At 70.7% G+C, this 20,601-nt stretch carries 21 protein-coding genes; 13 read left to right on the top strand and 8 right to left on the bottom strand.

Going from position 1 to position 20,601, the window contains the following annotated elements:
• Positions 1 to 92: 92 nt before the first annotated feature.
• Complete coding sequence (locus ACFW2E_RS10560; protein ID WP_384464468.1) at positions 93 to 794, top strand: DUF1707 domain-containing protein; 702 nt, start codon at positions 93 to 95, stop codon at positions 792 to 794.
• Between the two features lie 174 nt (positions 795 to 968).
• On the top strand, positions 969 to 1,346 hold the full coding sequence (locus ACFW2E_RS10555) for a WhiB family transcriptional regulator (RefSeq protein WP_384464465.1): 378 nt from the start codon (positions 969 to 971) through the stop codon (positions 1,344 to 1,346).
• Between the two features lie 85 nt (positions 1,347 to 1,431).
• On the opposite strand, the gene glpX is transcribed toward ACFW2E_RS10555, so the two are convergent.
• On the bottom strand, positions 1,432 to 2,466 hold the full coding sequence (gene glpX, locus ACFW2E_RS10550; RefSeq protein ID WP_384464462.1) for a class II fructose-bisphosphatase: 1,035 nt from the start codon (positions 2,464 to 2,466) through the stop codon (positions 1,432 to 1,434).
• A gap of 126 nt (positions 2,467 to 2,592) precedes the next feature.
• Here glpX and ACFW2E_RS10545 point away from each other — a divergent pair, with 126 nt between their 5' ends.
• Entirely contained in the window at positions 2,593 to 3,117 is a 525-nt protein-coding gene (locus tag ACFW2E_RS10545) for a DUF4245 domain-containing protein (protein WP_384464459.1), read from the top strand.
• Positions 3,118 to 3,180: 63 nt separating this feature from the next.
• On the opposite strand, the gene ACFW2E_RS10540 is transcribed toward ACFW2E_RS10545, so the two are convergent.
• From ACFW2E_RS10540 to xseA, 3 genes are all read right to left on the bottom strand, one after another.
• Positions 3,181 to 3,771 (bottom strand): malonic semialdehyde reductase, encoded by a 591-nt coding sequence (locus tag ACFW2E_RS10540; protein WP_384464456.1) that lies wholly within the window; start codon positions 3,769 to 3,771, stop codon positions 3,181 to 3,183.
• Between the two features lie 137 nt (positions 3,772 to 3,908).
• The gene (locus ACFW2E_RS10535; protein ID WP_384464453.1) at positions 3,909 to 4,145 is read right to left on the bottom strand and encodes an exodeoxyribonuclease VII small subunit; all 237 of its coding nucleotides are present in this window, start codon (positions 4,143 to 4,145) and stop codon (positions 3,909 to 3,911) included.
• 9 nt (positions 4,146 to 4,154) lie between these two features.
• The gene (gene xseA, locus ACFW2E_RS10530; protein ID WP_384464450.1) at positions 4,155 to 5,363 is read right to left on the bottom strand and encodes an exodeoxyribonuclease VII large subunit; all 1,209 of its coding nucleotides are present in this window, start codon (positions 5,361 to 5,363) and stop codon (positions 4,155 to 4,157) included.
• Positions 5,364 to 5,438: 75 nt separating this feature from the next.
• On the opposite strand from xseA, the gene ACFW2E_RS10525 reads away from it, so the two are divergent.
• Together ACFW2E_RS10525 and ppgK are read left to right on the top strand one after the other, a co-directional pair.
• Positions 5,439 to 6,446 (top strand): 4-hydroxy-3-methylbut-2-enyl diphosphate reductase, encoded by a 1,008-nt coding sequence (locus ACFW2E_RS10525; protein WP_384464447.1) that lies wholly within the window; start codon positions 5,439 to 5,441, stop codon positions 6,444 to 6,446.
• Positions 6,447 to 6,498: 52 nt separating this feature from the next.
• Positions 6,499 to 7,245: a polyphosphate--glucose phosphotransferase gene (gene ppgK / locus ACFW2E_RS10520; RefSeq protein WP_384464444.1), complete on the top strand. Its 747-nt coding sequence runs from the start codon at positions 6,499 to 6,501 to the stop codon at positions 7,243 to 7,245.
• Between the two features lie 18 nt (positions 7,246 to 7,263).
• On the opposite strand, the gene ACFW2E_RS10515 is transcribed toward ppgK, so the two are convergent.
• Complete coding sequence (locus ACFW2E_RS10515; RefSeq protein ID WP_384464441.1) at positions 7,264 to 7,788, bottom strand: DUF6542 domain-containing protein; 525 nt, start codon at positions 7,786 to 7,788, stop codon at positions 7,264 to 7,266.
• Positions 7,789 to 7,959: 171 nt separating this feature from the next.
• Here ACFW2E_RS10515 and ychF point away from each other — a divergent pair, with 171 nt between their 5' ends.
• The gene (ychF, locus tag ACFW2E_RS10510; protein ID WP_384464438.1) at positions 7,960 to 9,048 is read left to right on the top strand and encodes a redox-regulated ATPase YchF; all 1,089 of its coding nucleotides are present in this window, start codon (positions 7,960 to 7,962) and stop codon (positions 9,046 to 9,048) included.
• Here ychF and ACFW2E_RS10505 read toward each other — a convergent pair.
• Positions 9,045 to 9,368: a hypothetical protein gene (locus ACFW2E_RS10505; RefSeq protein ID WP_384464435.1), complete on the bottom strand. Its 324-nt coding sequence runs from the start codon at positions 9,366 to 9,368 to the stop codon at positions 9,045 to 9,047. The two genes, ychF and ACFW2E_RS10505, sit on opposite strands and share 4 nt — an antisense overlap.
• A gap of 168 nt (positions 9,369 to 9,536) precedes the next feature.
• Between ACFW2E_RS10505 and ACFW2E_RS10500 the strand changes: the two genes are divergently transcribed.
• Positions 9,537 to 10,955 carry an ATP-binding protein gene (locus ACFW2E_RS10500; RefSeq protein ID WP_384464432.1) on the top strand — a complete coding sequence of 473 codons (1,419 nt, stop codon included), beginning with the start codon at positions 9,537 to 9,539 and terminating at the stop codon, positions 10,953 to 10,955.
• 100 nt (positions 10,956 to 11,055) lie between these two features.
• Here ACFW2E_RS10500 and ACFW2E_RS10495 read toward each other — a convergent pair whose 3' ends face one another.
• The gene (locus tag ACFW2E_RS10495; protein ID WP_384464482.1) at positions 11,056 to 12,456 is read right to left on the bottom strand and encodes a hypothetical protein; all 1,401 of its coding nucleotides are present in this window, start codon (positions 12,454 to 12,456) and stop codon (positions 11,056 to 11,058) included.
• Positions 12,457 to 13,059: 603 nt separating this feature from the next.
• Between ACFW2E_RS10495 and ACFW2E_RS10490 the strand changes: the two genes are divergently transcribed.
• The 3 genes from ACFW2E_RS10490 (at position 13,060) to ACFW2E_RS10480 (ending at position 16,290) form a co-directional block, all read left to right on the top strand.
• On the top strand, positions 13,060 to 13,353 hold the full coding sequence (locus tag ACFW2E_RS10490) for a lactococcin 972 family bacteriocin (protein WP_384464430.1): 294 nt from the start codon (positions 13,060 to 13,062) through the stop codon (positions 13,351 to 13,353).
• 158 nt (positions 13,354 to 13,511) lie between these two features.
• Positions 13,512 to 15,575: a hypothetical protein gene (locus ACFW2E_RS10485; RefSeq protein ID WP_384464427.1), complete on the top strand. Its 2,064-nt coding sequence runs from the start codon at positions 13,512 to 13,514 to the stop codon at positions 15,573 to 15,575.
• A 43-nt stretch (positions 15,576 to 15,618) separates the two neighbouring features.
• On the top strand, positions 15,619 to 16,290 hold the full coding sequence (locus ACFW2E_RS10480; protein WP_384464424.1) for an ABC transporter ATP-binding protein: 672 nt from the start codon (positions 15,619 to 15,621) through the stop codon (positions 16,288 to 16,290).
• A gap of 226 nt (positions 16,291 to 16,516) precedes the next feature.
• Here ACFW2E_RS10480 and ACFW2E_RS10475 read toward each other — a convergent pair whose 3' ends face one another.
• The gene (locus tag ACFW2E_RS10475) at positions 16,517 to 17,659 is read right to left on the bottom strand and encodes an FHA domain-containing protein (RefSeq protein WP_384464421.1); all 1,143 of its coding nucleotides are present in this window, start codon (positions 17,657 to 17,659) and stop codon (positions 16,517 to 16,519) included.
• A 104-nt stretch (positions 17,660 to 17,763) separates the two neighbouring features.
• Between ACFW2E_RS10475 and ACFW2E_RS10470 the strand changes: the two genes are divergently transcribed.
• Genes ACFW2E_RS10470 through ACFW2E_RS10460 form a run of 3 tightly spaced genes read left to right on the top strand, consistent with a single transcriptional unit; the run spans position 17,764 to position 20,509 of the window.
• Complete coding sequence (locus ACFW2E_RS10470) at positions 17,764 to 18,711, top strand: hypothetical protein (protein ID WP_384464419.1); 948 nt, start codon at positions 17,764 to 17,766, stop codon at positions 18,709 to 18,711.
• A gap of 42 nt (positions 18,712 to 18,753) precedes the next feature.
• On the top strand, positions 18,754 to 20,133 hold the full coding sequence (locus ACFW2E_RS10465) for a SpoIIE family protein phosphatase (protein ID WP_384464416.1): 1,380 nt from the start codon (positions 18,754 to 18,756) through the stop codon (positions 20,131 to 20,133).
• Between the two features lie 58 nt (positions 20,134 to 20,191).
• Positions 20,192 to 20,509 (top strand): hypothetical protein, encoded by a 318-nt coding sequence (locus ACFW2E_RS10460; RefSeq protein WP_384464413.1) that lies wholly within the window; start codon positions 20,192 to 20,194, stop codon positions 20,507 to 20,509.
• Positions 20,510 to 20,601: the final 92 nt, after the last annotated feature.

Below are 20,601 nucleotides of genomic sequence, written 5' to 3'. Positions count from 1 at the left end.
ACGCGGAACCTGTGAGGTAAGGCTCAGTTCCCGGCGCGCGGGCCCGCCCCCACCCCTAGTCGCGATCTATCGCGTTTCGGTACGCTGCTGCCGTGGACCTTCAGAAGCACGCCCAGCGGGAGCACACGGCCCCTCCCGTCGCCGAACTGCGCGCCTCGGACGCCGACCGTGACCGCGTCGCCGACATCCTGCGCGAGGCCCTCGCCGAGGGGCGCCTGACCGCCGACGAGCACGCCGAGCGTGTCGAGGGGGTGCTCAACGCCAAGACGGTCGGCGAACTGGAGGTCTTCATCCGGGACCTGCCGGCCGCCCATGCGAGTCCGGCCGCCTCCGCCTACGCGCCGGCACCGCCGCGCCCCGCGCCGGGCGCGATACCCGCCGAGGCCGACGCCAACGTTGTCGCCGTGTTCAGCACCGCCATGCGCCGGGGGCGCTGGCGCGCCGGGCGCCGCCTGCACGCGTACGCCGTGTTCGGCACCGTCGAGATCGACCTCAGCGAGGCGATCTTCGAGTACCAGCAGGTCGTGATCAAGGCGGTCTCGGTCTTCGGGGACGTCCAGATCCGCGTCCCGGAGAACGTGTCGCTTCGGGGCACCGGTGGCGGAGTACTCGGCAACTTCGAGGTCTCCCCACTGGATTCGGCCGAGTCCGAGGCGCCTGTCGTCTATGTGGACGGGTGGGCCGTGCTGGGCAATGTCGAGGCGCGGCCGAAGCGCGGAAAGCTCGTCGCGGACATCCTCGACCGTGTTCAGCACAAGGTCGACAGGAGGTTGCGCAAACATCTCGACCGTTGACGGTTGTGAATCGGACCGGATCCGGAACGAATCGGTCCTCGGGCGGGCGGCGCGCAGGGTCGTGAACAAGCCGCCGCGCTCCTGCGGTTCGGAACTCTGTGCATAGGCGCGCGCACAGCGGGTAGGGCTTGCTGCATCGTCTCTCGCTCGCGAAGCCGTCGTCAGGAGTAGACCGTGCTGCAACCGCCGCATTCGTCCCTGCAGGTCGCTGCCGTTCCGGCCCAGCGGGTGCCGACGCGAGACAGGGACCAAGACGCACCCTGGCACACCGAGGCGGTGTGCCGGCGCGACGAGGCCGGCCTGTTCTTCGCCCCCTCGAAGGAGCCCACCGCCGCCAGGCTCTCCCGGGAGGAGGCGGCCAAGCGGGTCTGCGCCCGCTGTCCGGTGATGGTCGAGTGCCGCGAGCACGCGTTGCTGCAGCCCGAACCGTACGGCGTCTGGGGCGGCCTGACCGCCGCCGAGCGCCGAGTGGTCCTGGCCCGGCGCCGCCGCCGCGACATGGAACTGAAGAAGGCGGCACGCGCGGCGAACCGCATAGCGGCAGCGGGCTAGAGCCCGCTCCAGGGACACGTGAAGGGGCGCCCCCTCCGCACCAGGGGGCGCCCCTCTTCCCGTCGCTTGCCGGCCGGCGAAGCCGCTACTTCGCCCTGTCGAAGTCGATGGCGCTGTAGGCGCGCAGCTTGCTCAGCCGGTGTTCGGAGTCGATCCGGCGGACCGTGCCGGACTTCGAGCGCATCACGATCGAGTCGGTCGTGGCGGTCTCGGACCGGTAGCGCACCCCGCGCAGCAGCTCGCCGTCGGTGATGCCGGTGGCGACGAAGAAGACGTTGTCGCCGGAGACCAGGTCGTCCGTGGTGAGCACCCGGTCCAGGTCGTGCCCGGCGTCGACGGCCCGCTGCCGCTCCTCGTCGTCCTTCGGCCACAGCTTGCCCTGGATGGTGCCGCCCAGGCACTTCACGGCGCAGGCCGAGATGATGCCCTCGGGCGTGCCGCCGACGCCCAGCAGCAGGTCGACGCCGGTGCCCTCGCGCAGCGCGTAGATCGAGCCGGCGACGTCGCCGTCCGAGATCAGCTTGATGCGCGCGCCGGCCTCCCGGACCTCCTTGATGAGGCCCTCGTGCCGCGGCCGGTCCAGGATGACGACGGTGACGTCCTCGGGCGCCGAGCGCTTGGCCTTGGCGATCCGGCGGATGTTGACGGCCACGGGCGCGTCGATGTCGACGAAGTCGGCGGCCTCGGGGCCGGTGACCAGCTTGTCCATGTAGAAGACGGCGGACGGGTCGAACATCGAGCCGCGGTCGGCGGCGGCCAGCACCGCGATGGCGTTCGGCATGCCCTTGGCGGTCAGCGTGGTGCCGTCGATCGGGTCGACGGCGATGTCGCACTCGGGTCCGGTGCCGTCACCGACGCGCTCCCCGTTGAAGAGCATCGGCGCCTCGTCCTTCTCGCCCTCGCCGATGACGACGACGCCGTTCATCGAAACGGTGGAGACGAGGGTCCGCATGGCGCGCACCGCGGCACCGTCGGCGCCGTTCTTGTCGCCGCGCCCGACCCAGCGCCCCGCGGCCATCGCGGCGGCTTCGGTCACCCGGACGAGTTCCAGGGCGAGGTTGCGGTCGGGGGCCTCGGAGGGAACTTCCAGCTCGGAGGGCAGATGATGATTCTCGGTCATCGGAGCGCACCTTTCTGATACGACGACGGCCGGATGAGGGTTGCCTCTCGACTCTATCGTCAGGCAGACAAAATGAGCAGGGCCCCCCACGGATGAGCGCGCCGGACACCTGCGACGATAGGGGACGTGGCAGGTTCGAACGGCAAGCAGAAGACGGTCCGGGACATGATCCTCTCCCTGGGCCTCATCGGGATCGCGGCGGGCGTCATCTACCTCTTCGTCCCGCACGACGACCACGCTCCCGACATCAAGCGGGTGGACTACAGCGTGGAACTCCTCACCGCGCGCCGCGCGGCGACCTACCCGGTGGCCGCGCCAGAGGGCCTGCCCGAAACCTGGAAGGCGACCTCCGTGCGCTTCCAGGGGGCGGACTTCGACCGCTGGCACCTGGGTTTCCAGAACCCCGACGGTGAGTACGTGCAGATCGAGCAGTCCACTCAGAAGCGCGCGGAGTTCATCGAGACGGCGAGCCAGGGCTCGAAGGCGACCAAGGCCACCGAGAAGATCGGCGACCGCACCTGGACGCGCTACACCGGCGGCCGTTACGACGCCCTCGTGCTCGAGGACACGCCCGGCTCCACGACGGTGGTGGCGGGCACGGCGCCGTTCGCGCAGCTGACGAAGATGGCGCAGGCGCTGAAGATGGCCTGAGCGCCCGCACGCACGAGAGGGGCCCCCGGCAGCGCCGTGGGCCCCTCTCGTGTCCGCCGGGTGTCAGACGGTGGTGACGACGTCGTCGTAGGCCAGTCGCGGCGACCGCGGGTACCAGGCGTCCTCGCCCGGCCGGCCGATGTTGACGACCATCAGGGGGGTGTGGTCGTCGTCGAGGAACTCCTTGCGGACGCCCTCGAAGTCCAGGCCGGTCATCGGGCCGGCGGCCAGGCCGGCGGCGCGGACGCCGATGATGAAGTACGCGGCCTGGAGGGCGGCGTTCATCGCGGCGGAGCCCTCACGGACCGGGCGCTCACCGAAGAGGAGGTCCCTGGCCTGCGGGAAGGCCGGGAACAGGGCTGGCAGTTCCTCGTGGAACTCGTTGTCCGCGGCGAGGATCGCGACCAGCGGGGCGGTGGCCGTCTTGGCCCGGTTGCCCTCGGACATGTGCCGGACCAGGCGCTCGCGGGCCTCGGCGGAGCGGACCAGGGTGATGCGCAGCGGGGTCTGGTTGAAGGCGGTCGGGCCGTACTTGACCAGGTCGTAGATCGCCTGGACCTGTTCCTCGGTCACCGGCTCGTCGGTGAAGGTGTTCGCGGTGCGGGCCTCGCGGAACAGCAGGTCCTGGGCGGCTGGGTCAAGAACGAGAGACATGCGTGAACTTCCTCGGATACGTGTCCCGGCCCGGAGCGTGGGGCCGGCTGACGCGACTGACCGTACGCCCGAGAAGTTCAACATTCAACAAAAGACGGGGTCTGGTGATCCGCTTCACAGCCGGCCGGGCAGTGCGGCTAGTCGCCGTCCCCCCGCGTCTCCTCGTTCCCGTCCTCCTCGGCCAGGGCCGCGTCCAGCCGGGCCCGCGCCCCCTCCAGCCAGCGCCGGCACACCTTGGCCAGCTCCTCGCCGCGCTCCCACAGAGCCAGCGACTCCTCCAGCGTCGTACCGCCCGCCTCCAGCCGCCGTACGACCTCGATCAGCTCGTCCCGCGCCTGCTCGTACCCGAGCGCCTCATCCACCTTGCCGGTCATCCACTCACCCTAAGAATCGACTCGTACGGAGAACTCACCCTCGGCGACCCGCGCCCGCAGCGCCTCGCCCGCCGTCACCTCGTCCGGGTCCCGCACCACGTGACCGTCGGACTTCTGCAGCACGGCGTAACCGCGCTTGAGCGTCGCCGCGGGGGAGAGCGCCACCACGCGCGCGTGCGTGTGCGTCAGCTCGGAGTCCGCTCGGTCGAGGAGGTGCCCGAGCGTGCGCCGAGAGCGCTCGGCCAGCGACGCGACATGATCCGCCCGCTCGTCGATCATGCGGTGCGGATCCTCCATCGAAGGCCGGGCCAGCGCGTGGGCCAGCCCGCGCTCCTCCCGCTCGACGAGCGCCCGCACGCACCGCCGCGCCCGGTCCCGCAGCATCCGCACGCGCTCGAACTCCTCGCCCACGTCCGGTACGACCTTCTTGGCGGCGTCGGTCGGAGTCGACGCCCGCAGATCGGCGACATGGTCCAGCAGCGGGTTGTCCGGCTCGTGCCCGATGGCGGACACGACGGGCGTACGGCACGCGGCCACCGCGCGCACGAGCTGCTCGTCGGAGAAGGGCAGCAGGTCCTCCACGCTGCCGCCGCCGCGCGCGACGATGATCACGTCGACGTCCTCGATCTCGTCGAGCTCCTTCACCGCCTGCACCACCTGCGGCACCGCGTGCACACCCTGTACGGGGACGTTGCGCACCTCGAAGCGGACGGCGGGCCAGCGGTGGCGGGCGTTCTCCAGGACGTCCCGCTCCGCCGCCGAGGCACGACCGCACACCAGGCCGATGAGCTGGGGGAGGAAGGGCAGCGGCTTCTTCCGCCCGGGCGCGAAGAGCCCCTCGGCCGCGAGCGTCTTCTTCAGCTGCTCCAGCCGGGCCAGCAGCTCCCCGACCCCCACGGGCCTCATCTCCGCGGCCCTCAGCGACAGCTGCCCGCGCGGGGCGTACCACTCGGGCTTCGCCAGGACGACGACCCGGGCGCCCTCGCCCACCACGTCCGCGACGGCGTCGAACACCTGCCGGTAGCAGGTGACGCTCACCGAGATGTCGTACGAGGGATCCCGCAGCGTCAGGAACACCACCCCGGCACCCGGCCGCCGCGACAGCTGAGTGATCTGCCCCTCGACCCACACCGCCCCGAGCCGGTCGATCCAGCCCCCGATGAGCCGCGACACCTCACCGACGGGCAGCGGTGCGTCCGCGGACGTGTTGACAGCCATGCGCCGAGGTTAACGGCCACCACCGACATTCCGGCCCGATCTTCGGCCTGCGCACGCGGCCTTACGATGGTTCCCATGACTGCTTCGCCTGGCCGCCGTGTCCTGCTCGCCGCCCCCCGTGGTTACTGCGCGGGTGTGGACCGCGCCGTGATCGCCGTCGAGAAGGCCCTGGAGCAGTACGGGGCCCCGATCTATGTCCGGCACGAGATCGTCCACAACAAGTACGTCGTGCAGACGCTGGAGAAGAAGGGCGCGATCTTCGTCGAGCGGACGGAGGAGGTCCCGCCGGGGAACATCGTCATGTTCTCCGCGCACGGGGTCGCCCCCGTCGTGCACCAGGAGGCCGAGCGCGGCCGCCTCGCCACCATCGACGCGACCTGCCCCCTGGTCACCAAGGTCCACAAGGAAGCCGTCCGCTTCGCCAAGGAGGACTACGACATCCTCCTGATCGGGCACGAGGGCCACGAGGAGGTCATCGGCACCTCCGGCGAGGCCCCCGACCACATCCAGCTCGTCGACGGCCCCGGGGACGTCGCCAAGGTGGAGGTCCGCGACCCGTCCAAGGTCGTCTGGCTGTCGCAGACCACCCTCTCCGTCGACGAGACCATGGAGACCGTGGACGCCCTGCAGGAGAAGTTCCCGCAGCTCATCAGCCCGCCGAGCGACGACATCTGCTACGCCACGCAGAACCGTCAGCTCGCGGTGAAGCAGATGGGCGCCGAGGCGGAGCTGGTGATCGTGGTCGGCTCCCGCAATTCCTCCAACTCCAAGCGGCTCGTCGAGGTCGCCAAGCTGGCCGGCTCACGCGAGGCCTATCTCGTGGACTTCGCCAGCGAGATCGACGAGGCCTGGCTGGAGGGTGTCACCACGGTCGGCGTCACCTCCGGCGCCTCCGTCCCGGAGGTCCTGGTCGAGCAGGTGCTGGAGTGGCTGGCCGAGCGCGGCTACGCGGACGTCGAGATCGTCAAGGCGGCCGAGGAGTCCATCACCTTCTCGCTGCCCAAGGAGCTGCGCCGCGATCTGCGCGAGGAGGCGGCCGCCCTGGTCGCCGAGCGCGGCGGAGCGGGTACGTCGGACGCGTGAGCGGCCGTAGGTCCAGGACGTGACGGTCAGTCGTACGACGTAACGTAGATCCATGCAGATCTTCGGCGTGGACATCGGTGGATCCGGGATCAAAGGCGCCCCTGTGGACCTGGAGCGGGGCGAGCTGGCGGAGGAGCGCTTCAAGGTGCTCACTCCGCACCCGGCCACACCCGACGGAGTGGCCGACGGCGTCAAACAGGTCGTCGACCACTTCGGCTGGACCGGCCCGGTCGGACTCACCTTCCCCGGGGTGGTGACCGGCGGCGCCATGATCCGCACGGCCGCCAACGTGGACAAGAGCTGGATCGACACGGACGCGCGCAGTCTGTTCAGCGACCGCCTGGGCGGCCACGACGTCACGGTCGTCAACGACGCGGACGCCGCCGGTGTCGCGGAGATGAGCTTCGGCGCGGGCCGCGGCCGCCGGGGCACGGTCATCCTGCTGACCTTCGGCACCGGCATCGGCAGCGCCCTCTTCGTCGACGGCACCCTCGTCCCGAACACCGAACTGGGCCATCTGGAGCTGAGCGGCCACGACGCGGAGACACGCGCCTCCAGCAAGGCCAAGGAGGACAACGACCTGAGCTGGGAGCACTGGGCCCGCCGGGTCCGGAAGTACCTCGCCCACGTCGAGATGCTGTTCTCGCCCGAGCTGTTCATCGTCGGCGGCGGCGTCAGCCGCAAGTCCGACAAGTTCCTGCACCTCATCGAGGGCATCAGGGCGGAGATCGTCCCGGCCCAGCTGCAGAACAACGCGGGGATCGTCGGGGCGGCGATGCGGGCGGACAAACAGGGCTAGCCAGGGCCGACCGGCGGGTCACGCCCGCCGGCGGCGCCGCATCAGCCGGATCCTGCGCACGATCACGATCACACCGGCGACGAGCGTCCCCCCGTACAGCCACCCGGCCTGGGTCGCGAGCGCGGTCACCAGGCCCATCAGCCGCCCGGCGGTCCCCCCGCCGCTGTCGGCGACGGGCAGCAGCCCCACCGCGAAGGCGATCGGCACGACGATGGGCGCGGTCAGCAGATCGCCGCCGCGCACCCACAGCGCGGTCAGCACGCACACCGGCAGGAACAGCACGCCGTACGCCGTCAGGGACGCCCCGAACAGCAGCTGGTCGAGACAGCCCAGCAGGAACATCACCGCCCCGCAGAACAGCCCGCCTCCGAGACCGGTGAGCCGGGGGTTCGGCATCCGCCGCCGGGGCCGCACCGGTCGTGCCGGACCTGGGCCGGGCCGGCGTACGCCCTCCGGCCTGCGTCTCGTCTGCGGTGGCAGGGACGTCTGGGGCGTGCCGCGTCGCGGTCCGTGCTGCGGGGGTCGCGTCCTGTGTTGCTCCACTGGACCAACTTAGGTCTGTTTATGTGTCGAATCGCTCCTCAGACACGCCGTTGGGCAGAGCTTGCCCAACCGTTCGACGCGGCCACCGGGGCCCGGCCCGGTACGCCGTAGACTGGTGGATCGGCCGGACTCCTGGCCCCCTGGCCCTCTCCACATACGGGAAGTCGCAACGTGTCGCTCACGATCGGAATCGTCGGTCTGCCGAATGTCGGCAAGTCGACCCTGTTCAACGCCCTGACCAAGAACGACGTGCTCGCGGCCAACTACCCGTTCGCCACGATCGAGCCCAACGTGGGTGTCGTCGGCGTACCCGATGCGCGCCTCACCAAGCTGGCCGAGATCTTCGGCTCGCAGCGGATCCTCCCGGCCACCGTCGACTTCGTCGACATCGCCGGCATCGTGCGCGGCGCCTCCGAGGGCGAGGGCCTGGGCAACAAGTTCCTCGCGCACATCCGTGAGTCCGACGCGATCTGCCAGGTCATCCGCGCCTTCAAGGACGAGAACGTCGTCCACGTCGACGGCAAGGTCGCGCCGAAGGAGGACATCGAGACGATCAACACCGAGCTGATCCTCGCGGACCTCCAGACCATCGAGAAGGTCCTGCCGCGCCTCCAGAAGGAGTCGCGCATCAAGAAGGACGTCGCGCCCAAGGTCAAGGCCGTCGAGGAGGCCAAGGAGATCCTGGAGAAGGGCGACACGCTCTTCGCGCACGGCATCGTCCAGGGCAGCGAGCGGGCCGAGCTCCTGCACGACCTGCACCTCCTCACCACCAAGCCCTTCCTCTACGTCTTCAACGTCGACGAGGACGAGCTGATGGACGAGGGCTTCAAGAGCGAGCAGCGCACCCTGGTGGCCCCCGCCGAGGCGATCTTCCTCAACGCCAAGCTGGAGGCGGACCTCGCCGAGCTCGACGAGGAGGACGCCCTGGAGCTCCTCGAGTCGGTCGGCGCCACGGAGCCCGGCCTCGCCACGCTCGCCCGCGTCGGCTTCGACACCCTCGGCCTGCAGACCTACCTCACGGCCGGCCCGAAGGAATCCCGCGCCTGGACCATCAAGAAGGGCGCCACCGCCCCCGAGGCCGCCGGTGTCATCCACACCGACTTCCAGAAGGGCTTCATCAAGGCCGAGGTCATCTCCTTCGCCGACCTGGTCGAAACCGGCTCGGTCGTCGAGGCCCGCGCCAAGGGCAAGGCGCGGATGGAGGGCAAGGAGTACGTGATGCAGGACGGGGATGTGGTGGAGTTCCGGTTCAACGTCTAGCGGGCGACGTACCACCACGTCGCTGATCTGGTAAACGTGCGGGTCAGAAGGGGTTCGTCCGGCCTTTCGGGGTCGGGCCCCTGGGTTTTCCCGTCCCGGGACCATGCCGGGAAACCTGACCCCTCGTCATTGACGTCGAACGCTTCCTGGCCGGCGCCCACCGCGAAGCCGCCGTCCCCTTCGACGAGGTCGGCGCCGCCTTCAACGTTTGTTACGGCGCCGATGACGACCAGGTCCGGCCCTACCTGGACGCTCTCGCCGGCCTGGCCCGCCTGCACGCTGCTCGAGAGCGTTTCCCTGGAGCCCGCGGCGCGGCTCACTCCTTGCGTGAGGAAACCCGCCGCCTGCAATGGACCTGGCGCACCCGGCCTCGCCGACATCGACGGTTGGTGACTGTGAGCGACAACCGAAGAGCCGCGGGCCCGGTGTGCTGCTAACATCCACGTTACTAACGTAGGTGTTAGTGACATGCGGGGAGGTCGGCGGACGTGGTGGATTTCGTAGGCCGGCGGCAGGAGCTGGCGACGTTGGACCGAGAGCTGCAGAAGGTGGCGGCGGGGGTCGGCGGGGAGCGCCCCGGTCGGTGCGTGATGTTGCGTGGGCGGCGCCGGGTGGGTAAGTCGCGACTGGTCGAGCGGTTTGCGGAGCGCTCCGGAGCCCCGTTCTTGTTCTACGCCGCGACCGGCGCTTCCCCTGGGGGTGATCTCGCACGGCTGGCCCGGGACGCGCAGGCGTCGACGCTGCCGATGGCGCGGCTCGTGGCCGCCGCGCGGCCGGAGAGCTGGGATGCAGCGTTCGACGTGCTGGCCGCGGCGCTGCCCGCCGACCGGGCGAGTGTGCTGGTCATCGACGAGGTGCCGTACCTGATGGACGCCGATGGCGGCTTTGAGGGGATGCTGCAGCGGGCCTGGGACCGGGTGCTGGAGACCAAGCCGGTGCTGCTGGTCCTCATCGGCTCCGATCTGTCGATGATGGAGGCTCTGAACGGCTACGGGCGGCCCTTCCATCAGCGCGGCCGGGAGATGGTGCTCGGGCCGCTGAACCCCGCCGAGGTGGGGACAATGCTCGGGTTGGAACCGGCGGAGGCCTTCGACGCCGCGCTGGTCACCGGCGGGCTGCCGCTGATCTGTGCGGAGTGGCCGCGCGGGGAGGGGCTGTGGGACTTCCTCGGCCAGGCGCTGAGTGATCCGGTCTCCGCCCTGCTGGTGTCGGCCGAGCGCTCGCTGGCCGCCGAATTCCCCCCGCAGGCCCAGGCGCGTACGGTGCTGGCGGCCATCGGCAGTGGCGAGCGGACCTTCACCAACATCGCCCGTGCGGCGGGCGGAATCGGGGCCACGCCGTTGCAGCGAGCCCTGGAGCTGCTCACGGACAAGCGGATCGTCGCCGCGGAGCTGCCCGTGTCGCTGCGTCCGTCGAAGGATCGCCGCTACCGGGTGACAGATCCCTACCTGCGGTTTTGGCTGCACCTGCTCGGCCCGTCCATGGAGGAGATCGAGCGAGGGCGGGGCGACCTGACGCTGGCGCGGATCCGGGAGAGCTGGACCAGCTGGCGCGGCCGGGCGATCGAGCCGCTCATCCGCGAGGCGCTCGCCCGGATACTGCCCGACGACCAGCTCCCCGCGGCCCCGGCAGTGGGTGGCTACTGGACCCGCACCAACGACGTCGAGATCGACATCGTCGGGGCGGACCGCGCCCCCATCGCCAAGGAGCTGCTCTTCGTCGGCTCCGTCAAGTGGCTGGAGCAGTCGCCCTTCGACCGGCACGACCTGGCAGCTCTCCATCGGCACAGGGCCGCCCTCACCGACGATCCCGTTCCCGTCGTGGCGGTCTCGCGCAGCGGAGCCGACTGTCCGGGGCTCGATGCCGCCTACGGCCCCGGCGACTTGCTGAACGCCTGGCCCCTGTGAGCGGCGGATTGCAGGCGGGGCACGGGAAGTCGGACGCGGTCGCCCGACCCCGTTGAGGTCCTGAGCGAGGGCCGTTCCCTTCCGTGGCTGTCCCGCCGTTTCAACGAGCCGGCCCGTGCCGCTCGTACACCGTCAGCCGCCGACCCCGGACCTCCTCGTCGGCCACCGGTGTGAAGTACTTCTTCAGCACGGACGTCTTGACCCTGTCCCGCTCGGCCGACACCGGCTTCGCCACCCGGGCCGCATCCGTCACCAGCAGGATCCGTCGCTGGGTCAGCATCGCGGCGCGTATGTGCTCCGGGCTCGCCTCCACGCCCTTCAGCGTCCCCGACTTCTCCGGGCTCTCGATGAGGGCGATGTCCCGCAGACCGGAAAAGGCGCTCGGCGAGACCGACTTGGTGTCCCGGCGCGCGGCGGGGACGAAGAGCACCGCATTGCCCGTCTCCTTCATCCGCCGCACGTCCTTCGCTATCGCCAGGACGTCGTCCACCCGGCTCGCCGGGGACCGCTTGGCCAGGGACTGCGGCAGCAGTGCCACCGTCGCCAGGGCGACCACCACGGGGAGAATCCACCGTGACGCTCTCGGGAGCCGGGGGCCGGCCGCCTGTACGGCCGTGCCGATGGCGGTGCCTATCAGCAGTGCCAGTCCCAGCAGGCTGTAGAGGATGTACCGGTCCAGGAACAGCGGCTGGACCAGGGAGAGGGCGATGAGGCCGATCTGCGGCACCGCCAGCAGCGGCAAGCCGACGGACGCCACGGACAGCCGGCCCGCCCGCGGCCGGTCCAGCAGGGCGCCGAGGCCGCCGATCGCCAGCAGGACCGCGGGACCGATCAGCATGTGCCAGGACAGTGGCGGGATCCATGACACCTGTGCGGACTGGCGGCGGCTGAACAGGATCAGCGGCAGCACACAGGCCGTGGCGGCGGCGGAGACCGCCGCCCAGCACATCCAGATCCCCCGCCCGGCCCGGCTCCAGAGCAGGGTCGCCAGGTGTGCCGCGAGGATCACGAGCGAGAGCCAGTTCAGCAGCCCCATCAGCAGGATGACGCCGCCGTACGCGGTCCAGTGCGACGCCCGGACCCGCCGCTGGAGCGCGGTCACGAGGAGCAGCGTGGCGATCCCGGCCCCGGCTGCGACCAGTGCGTACGGCCGGCCTTCCTGGAGGTAGAACTGCACGGCCGGCAGCAGTCCGAACGCCATCCCCGCCGCCAGGCCCACCCACACGCCGGCCAGCCGATGGCCGATGAGCGCCACGCAGGCGGCTGCCGCCCCCGTGGCCAGCACCGAGGGCAGCCGCAATGTGGTCGTGCAGGGTCCGAAGCATTCGAACAGCAGGTGCATCAGCAGGTAGTAGCAGCCGTGCACGACGTCGACGTTCCCCAGCATGCGCCAGATCTCGGCCGTGGAGCGTTGGGCCACCTGCCAGGTCGCGGCCTCGTCGCGCCACACGCTGTCCTGCCTCGACAGCCCCCACAGGCCGAGGGCGAGAGTCCACAGCATCGGAAGCAGCCAGACCAGAACAGGGCCGCGCCCGGAGCCGGTTGAGGGCGCCACGGACGTGGATCCGACCTCCGGACGGTGCGGCGACGGACGCAGTTTGCGGTCGATCGACATGAACGAGAGCTTCCGGAAAGGCAGTTGAAGAGTGGACGTCACAAGTCACTCACTGGTCACGAGCCGCATGCACCCTAACCTCCCGACGCCGCCGCTCGGCTATCGAGCCGGCCTTACGAGCGTGAAAGTGGCTGGTAGAGGCCTGGAATCGGCGTCCGGTCACTGGTGCCTCGCAGGCCGGAATATGCTGGTCCACTTTTCGGCCGCACGCGGTCGGCCGCCGCTGCCGGGAACCCGGGCCGGACGACCCGGCGATGTGGTGAAAGCCGGGCCGGCATCCACTCGGACCAGGCGGGACAAGGCGTCGTCGACAGGATCGGATCACGCCATCGTCTTGATCTTGACCGTCTCCTTTGCGTCAGCTTTGCCATCGGAGTTGTTGTTTTCGGTCAAGTAACGGCCTCAAACGATCACGCGGTTGCATCGTTGTCGATCTCCACAGCAAAGTCTTGATCCGTTCCGATCAATCTCTATCAAGGTGGTTCACTGATGAACAAGAGAAACATTCTCAAGGCGACTGTCGCGTCCGCTGCGCTCCTCTTCGCCGCGGCCACTCCGGCTCTGGCCACGACCGTCGACGTGGCCGGCGGTAAGTGGAGCTACGACCAGGGCGCCAACACGGCGTGGTCGAACTTCAAGCACCCGGGCAACTACCACGCGTCCTCGGTGAAGATCGGCGGCCAGACGTTCAAGAGCGGCTGCACATCCCCGGGCAAGTGGTCTCTGGCCTCCGGCTCGAAGAACGGCGGCGGCGTCTCCTACTACTACGACCCGAGCTGCTGAGTATCGGCACATGGCTCGGATCGGCTGCGGGGGCGGGTTCTTCATGCCCCCGCAGCCGTTTTTCCGCGGCTCAGCTCTTTCCGAACGTGCTCTCCGAGCGCCCCTACTCTAGGTAACAGATGCTGCATCGAGGCATAAGATTCGTCCACGCCGCCGTCTTGGCCTTCTCCGCAGCGCTGGCCTTCATGTTCCTGTGCGGACTGGACGAGACCGGAGTGCTGGGAAACTCGGCGCTGGTCGATGTCATCGACTCCGACGGTTCGGCGAACGGAGCCCAAGTCGTCGAAGCCGTCGAGTCGTTCTCGGCCGAGCACGGAGTCGGGATCGCTCGTGAGGTTCCCGATCTGAAGAACCCCGACGGGATGCGGCATCTGTACCTGGCCCCGGGTGGAGCCGGTTCCACCACGGCGGCATGGCTGGACGACGGATATCCGGAATTCAGCAGGAACTATCGGACGCGAGTGCATCCCGTCTCCGAGATCCGGCAGCAGGATCCGCGAGGCTCCTACTACGTGTTCGGATCGCCGGCGGACGTCGACGCCCTGGTGGCCAGGTTCCATCAGCTCGGTCTCACCGCGAGCACGACCCATCCCCTGTCGTACGCCGAGCTGACCGACCGGTACTCGGACGACCCCCTGTTCCGCGCGTTCTGCGTGGTCGCCCTCGCGGCGCTGACGATGACCGGCGCGAGCGTGCTGCTCAACGCCAAGGCGTATGGAGTGCTGCGGATGCAGGGCATGTCCTTCGTGGGCATCCTCCTGCGCGATCTGCGGCAGCTGGCGGTCTTCTGGCTCGCGGCGGCAGGCACCGTGGCGGGGGCCACGCTCGTCTTCCTCGGCCTCTACAACGGCTTCGCCTGGCTGGGCCTGTTCGCCGCGGTGGCCGCCGTGGCCGCGGCCCTGCTGGTCGCCCTGGTGCTGTCGGTCCACGCGGCCGTGCTCGCCCTGACCTACAAGGTCGACGTACTGCAGGCCCTCAAGGGCGAACTGCCGTCACGGGCCGCGTCCATCAGCGTCTACCTGGTACGCATCCCCGCACTGCTGCTCGCCCTCAGCATCGCCACGAGCGTCACTCTCGCGGGCCGGGACGTACTGATGCGCACCGAGAACCGGGACGCCTACAACGCCGTGGGCGACGCGGTCTCGATCCGGCTCAGCGGCGCGTTCGCCATGCACACGGACCAGCTGGACAAGCACGTGGGGCCGTGGCTGCGCGAGGCCGACGGGCGCGGCGAGGTCGTCGTCGCCGGGCGCAGGGACCTCCAGGTCTCCGTCCCGGGTGAAGATCTGCCGCCCGGTGAATTCCTCATCGTCAACGACACGTATCTCGAGAAGCAGCGGATTGTCGACCCGGCGGGACGGCGCTTCACCTCCGGAGCCCACAGCGGCAAGGCACGGAACACGCGCCCGGTGCGGGTCATCGTCCCCGAATCCCTCACCTCTCACGCGCCGGCCATCACGAAGGCGGCAGCCGAGATCATCGATCCGCACCGCAGTCGTCACCTCCCGCTCCAGACGCTCAGGAGCAGGACGGGGCAGAGCCTTTTCGGGTACAACACCGGCGCCTACGTCTACAACTCGGCACACGGCCCCGACGAGGACCGGTCCATGGTGCGCGACCCGGTCGTCGTCGCCGTACCCAACGGTTCGCCCGCCCTCACCGATGACGCCTACACCACATTCACCACTCAGGCCGGAGTGGTCTTCCCGGACCCGGACGACGCGTTGAACGGCATCAGGGCGAACAAACTCCAGGACTACATCAGTGGCGTGAGCCCCGTCGGGCAGAAGACCGCCCTGGATCTGAGGAGTGCCGTCAACGAACTACGGCTCCAGATATTCAATCTCGCCGTCGCCGTGATCGTCCTTCTCATCGCCGGTGTGGGAGTCTGCATAATCTACTCCCGCAAGAACGCGCAGAGCATATTCGCGCGACACATCAGCGGCTGGCGATACGTCGCCACACATCGCTTCGTCCTCGCCGTCGAGGCGGCCATCGCGGTCATCTTCGCCACGAGGGTTCCTTTCGAGGCCTGGCAGCAGAACCAGGAACTGAAGAAATACGCCGCCGCCGGTGCGCCGGCCCCCTTCCAGCCCACTCACCTGACCGCCCTGGATCTCGGCGTCATCACCTGCCTCGTCGCTTTCGAGTTCGGGGCCGTACTCCTCGCTCTCGCCTACTTCCATCGCCGGATCGTGAAGGAAGGGGCGACCGCTGCGTGAGCCCCTCGAGCGCCGAAACCCCTTCGTCCAGCCGGAGTATGTTGTGATCGACATCGAGAACCTGTCCAAGACCTTCGGCCAGCGGGTCCTGTGGCACGACGTCAACCTCACCGTCAATCGCGGTGAAATGCTCGCCCTCGTCGGCCCGAGCGGATCGGGCAAGTCGACCCTCCTCAATTGCCTCGGGCTGCTGGACAGGCCGACCGCCGGGACGATCCGATACGAGGGCAAGGACATCACCCGGTTCGGGAAGGGCGAGATCCGTCGGTTCCGCCGCGACACCCTCGGCTACCTGTTCCAGCACTATGCCCTGATCGAGAACGCGACCGTGGACGAGAACCTGGAAGTCGCCGCCAGGCCGCGGCGCTCGGGCAAGGGCGGCACGGCCATGGCCGAGGCCCTCGACCGCGTGGGTCTCGCGGGACGGGGAAAGGAGCGGATCCACCACCTCAGCGGCGGGGAACAGCAGCGCGTGGCCCTGGCCCGCCTCATGGTCCAGCGGCCGGCCCTGGTGCTGGCGGACGAGCCCACCGGCGCCCTCGACGAGGCCAACGCCACCGCCGTCATCGGCATCCTCCGCGAAATGAGCGAGACCGGATGCACCGTGGTCCTTGCCACCCATGACGCCGCCGTACGGGACCGCTGCGACGCCGTCTTCGCCGTTCACGAGTCCTCGTTCGTCCGGGCTGCACAGCGCGAGTCGATCCGTTCCTGACACCCGCCGGACCCGACGGGCCAGGAACCGCGGCGCCCGGCCGCCCCGGAATGGCCACCGGCCCCGCACTGCTCCGCAGGTCCCGCCCCAGGGACGAGGCCCAGGCGATACGGCTGCCGCGGGAGGCCTCAGCGTCGCCCGGACGTACGGGATGGCGGAGCCGGCGGCGCAGTGCGGGACCCCGGGGGGCGGCGCCGGCCGGAGCGGGCGACGGGAACGGTGGCCGTCAGTACATCCGGGTGACCGCCTCCGGCTCCTCCCCGCTCGGCGGAGTCCGGCGCTGCCACTCCTGGGCCAGCTCCGCCGGGAAACGCCGGGCGCTGCGGACCAGGACCACACCCTCGGTCAGTTCCAGCTCGTCCCCGGCGCGCAAGTCCCGGGACGCGTCCTGCGGGAGGTCGTGCCACGGGCCCGGACCGGACTTGCCCGCCGTCGCCCGCCACCGCGTGCCGAAGCTGCTCACGTCCTTGGCGCGTACCGCCCCGCCCGCCACCCGCAGTTCCACGTGGCCACGGCTGACCCGGGCCGCGAGGTCGCCGGGGAGGAGGCCGTGGAGGGCGATGCCTCCGTCACCCGGAGCCCGGCCGATCCGCACCGTCGAGCCGTCCTCCAGGGTGAAGCGGGCCTTGACCCGCCCGTCGACGAGCAGCTTCACCTGGGCCGTGGCGGTCCGCGGGCCGTCGTCGACCAGTTCGAGACCGTGCTGCTCGCAGGTCGGGACGCCACGGTGCATCCGGGGCAGCAGGACGAGCGAGCCCTTCCGGGTGTCGTAGGCGGTGCAGCGGCGGTCGGGGCAGCGCCAGTTGCGGAGGACGACCTCGGAGCGCGGCCTGCGCCGGGGGTCGAGCAGGCCCTGCTTCTTCAGGACGTCCTCCTCCGACTTGCGGGAGATCTGCGCGGGGCTGGCCACCTCCATGTCCAGCGGCACGAGCCGCACCGTGCCGCCCGGACCCGGGACCGGCTCCAGGAAGTCGTCCGTGTTGCCCTGGAGGAAGGGGAAGTCCTCGCGGGCGCCCCGGTACCGGTCGCCGGTGATGACCGGGATGCCGGTCATCTCGCACAGTTCCAGGACCCGTTCGTCGGCGTCGCCCACCTCCTCGACCAGGCCGGTCCGCACCCACTTGGCCAGCAGGCGCACGTCCGCCGGATCGGTGAACTCGTGGCGGCCGCCCAGGCGCAGACTGCGGTCGGCCACCAGATACAGCTTGACGTCGGGATCGCGGGCGAGTGCGACGGCCGCGTCGACGACGAGCGCCAGCCGGCGCAGCGAGCGCAGACCGGGCTCGCCCAGGTCCTGGCGGCGTACCACGTTCGACAGGTCGACGAGGAAGCAGGCTTCCTCGAAGTCGGCCGTCAGATGCTCCTCCACAGGATTCCCCCGCTTCCTCGAAAGTCCCCACGCGCGGACCTGATGTGATGTTAATTACCTTACGGAGAATAGGTCTTGGTGATGGCGAGACTTTGGGGGGCGACGTGTCCGACTGGGGTTCCTTCGTGGACGAGACACCGCCCGAGCGGCCGCACGAGCCCCGGCAGGCCGCGTACCCCTCCGGTTCCGCCACCGGCGCCGACTGGGGTGCCTTCGTCGACGACGTCCATGAACCCCCCGGGCCCCGCACCCCGCAGTCCCCGCCCCCGGCCGCCTCGCCGGCCGGGGCGCCCACACCCGCACCCGAGGTCGTCGCCTCGCTGCTGGAGGCCGGTGAGACCCTGTGGGCACAGGTCGACGGCACCGTCGCGGTGCTCGGCTCCGGCTGTGCCGTCACCGCCGTGTACGACGCCGGGCCCGACGGGTTCAGCGGCTGGCGGCCGGTCACGGTGCTGGACCCGGCCGCGCTCACCGTCCGCCCGGTCCCCCTGTCGCTGGCCGAACCGTCCCCGGGCGCGGCCACCTCCGTCGCCGAGCTCTACTCGGACACCGAGTCGCCGGACGACGCCTGGCCGCGCCGCGCCGCGCCCTTCCCGGTCGGCCAAGGGCCCGATGTGGAGGCCCTGCTGAGCCGGGCCGCGGAGGAGGAGCGGGCGCGGGTGCGGGCCGAGGCGGCCGTGGCCGCGCAGCGCGCCGAAGCCGAACTGGCCGCCGCCAGACGTGAGTCGGCCGAGCGCGCCGAGACGGCCGAACGGCACGCCCGCGCGCGCGAGGAACGGGCCCAGGAGGAGGTGCGTCGGGCCGGGGAGGCGGCCGCCCGGCAGGTCGCCGAGGTCAGGGCCGAGTCCCAGCGGCAGGTCGCCGCCGCCCGCGACGAGGTCGCGCAGGCCGTGCAGCAGTGGCAGTACCGGGCGCAGCAGGCGGAGGGCGAGCGGACCCGTCTGGCCGAGGAACTGAACCGGGCCAACCGCGCGAGCCTCCAGCGGCTCGTTCTGGTCGGCGTACTGGCCGTGATCGCGGTCGTCCTGACCGTCGTACTCAAGGGGTCGTGACCGTCGCCCCCGAAGAAGTCGTGAGCGCAGTGGAGTTCGAGCGTGGATGAGCCCATGGAGTCGGCGGTGGACGGAGTCGAGGACACCGTGCGGGAGCGGGAAGCGGAGGCCGTGGACGAACCGGCCGAGTTCACCGCCGTCGCCGTACCCGAGATCACCGTGCGGTGGAACCAGGAGCTGGCTCCGGTGCTGCGGGAGGCCGTCGTCGAGCACGGCAGTCTCGAGCCCGGCGGACTGCTCGCGGAACTGCCGGCGCTGTGGCGGACCGTGGACGCGGCGCTGGAAAGGGTCGGCCCCGGCTGCCTGGTGACCGAGTCCGTACGGCACGACAGCTACGAGGGATGGCAGGTGGCCGCCCTGCCCCGCTACGACCTGGAGGGCGGCTTCGGACCGCACGGCCGGCGCGATGTCGTACCGCCGCCCCGGGACCGGCGCGCCCTGGTGCAGGCGCTGGTGGACGCGGTGGCCGAGCGGCCCTGTCTGGACCTGCGGGACGCCCTCGGCATGCTGGAGGTGTTCGCGGGCACCTATCCGCCGGGGCTGGACGCGGTCTGCCACCGGCTGCTCGCCCACGACCTGCGGCAGGGCCTCGCCGTGGGCATGGCGCCGCTGCACGAGGCCCTGGAGCGGCGCGCGCCCGGCCGGATCTCGGCCACCTGCTACCAGGAGAGCGCGGTCGGCTCCCGCAAGGCCAAGGGCGATCCCGCCATGGACAACGAGGATTCGGCGGGCGCCCTGCGCGGCGCGTCCGGCACGATGCGCTGTGCCGTCTTCGACGGGGTGACCGGCGCGGGCGACGGCTCGGGTGCCCTCGCGTCCCGCGCTGCCCTGGAACAGTCCGTGCGGCGCTGGCGGATGGACGAGGACCTGCCCCCGCAGCAACTGGTCGACGAGCTGGACGCGGCCATCGGCCGGGCCACCCCGCAGGGCAGCTCGGCGGCCGTGCTGGCGACCGTGCGGCCCGACGGCACCGCCTCCCTGGTGTCGGCCGGCGACACGGAGGCGTGGCTGGTACGCCCCCTGCGTCACCCGGCGTCCTCGCGCGAACTCCCTTACGCGGCGTGGAAGCTCACCCCCGCCCACACCGGCTACGCCGAGCGCCTGCGAATCACGCCGGACGCCGAGGGCGAGGAGTCCGCGCTGGTGAACTACCTGGGCAACGGACCCGGCCGCTGGACGCACACCACCGTCGCGCTCGCCCCCGGTGACCTGCTGCTGCTCGCCTCCGACGGGGCGACGGAGGCGGAACGGGACCGCTGGTTCGGAACGGTCCTGACCGACCTGGCCGCCCAGCTCGACGCGTCGGGGCGCCCGCCGGCCCCCGCCCTCGCCGCGGCCCTGGTGCAGCGGGCCGAGGCACTGGGCGGCTGGGACAACGCCACGGCCCTGGTGTGCGCGATCGGGGAGGCGAAGGACGGATGACCGGCGGCGGGGGCCGACGAGAGCGGGAACGTACGACCGACGGGGAGGCGGAGGACGTATGACCGAGGACATCAGGATCGCGGCCGACCGGCACGAGGCGCATCTCGGCGACGAGTTCGTCGTGTCCATCGCCCCGCGCGTGCTGCGCCGCGCCGACCGGGTGGCCGACGGCGTCGCCTACGTCCTCGCCGTGGACGACAGCTGGTCGATGGGCATCAGAGCCGACTCGACCAGCGACGAGTTCGCCGACCCGGGCAATCCGGACGACGTCAGCCGCAAGGACGTCGCCGAGGCGGGCGTGCGCGAGCTGGCGGGGGGGCGGGGCGCGGGGGCGGGGGGGGGCGCGCGCGGGCGCGCGCCCGCGGGACCGGTGTGACATATTTTGGGGGGTGCGCATTTAATGCGTGTCCCCACACTGCTACCCCCTCGGGGGCCCCCCCCCCACGGCTGTGGGGGCAAAGGGAGTTC

It is taken from the genome of Streptomyces sp. NPDC058964 (assembly GCF_042741275.1).
In the GTDB taxonomy this organism is placed as follows: domain Bacteria; phylum Actinomycetota; class Actinomycetes; order Streptomycetales; family Streptomycetaceae; genus Streptomyces.
The sequence above is the reverse complement of the archived record's forward strand: the minus strand, read 5'-3'. Positions and strand labels throughout refer to the sequence as shown.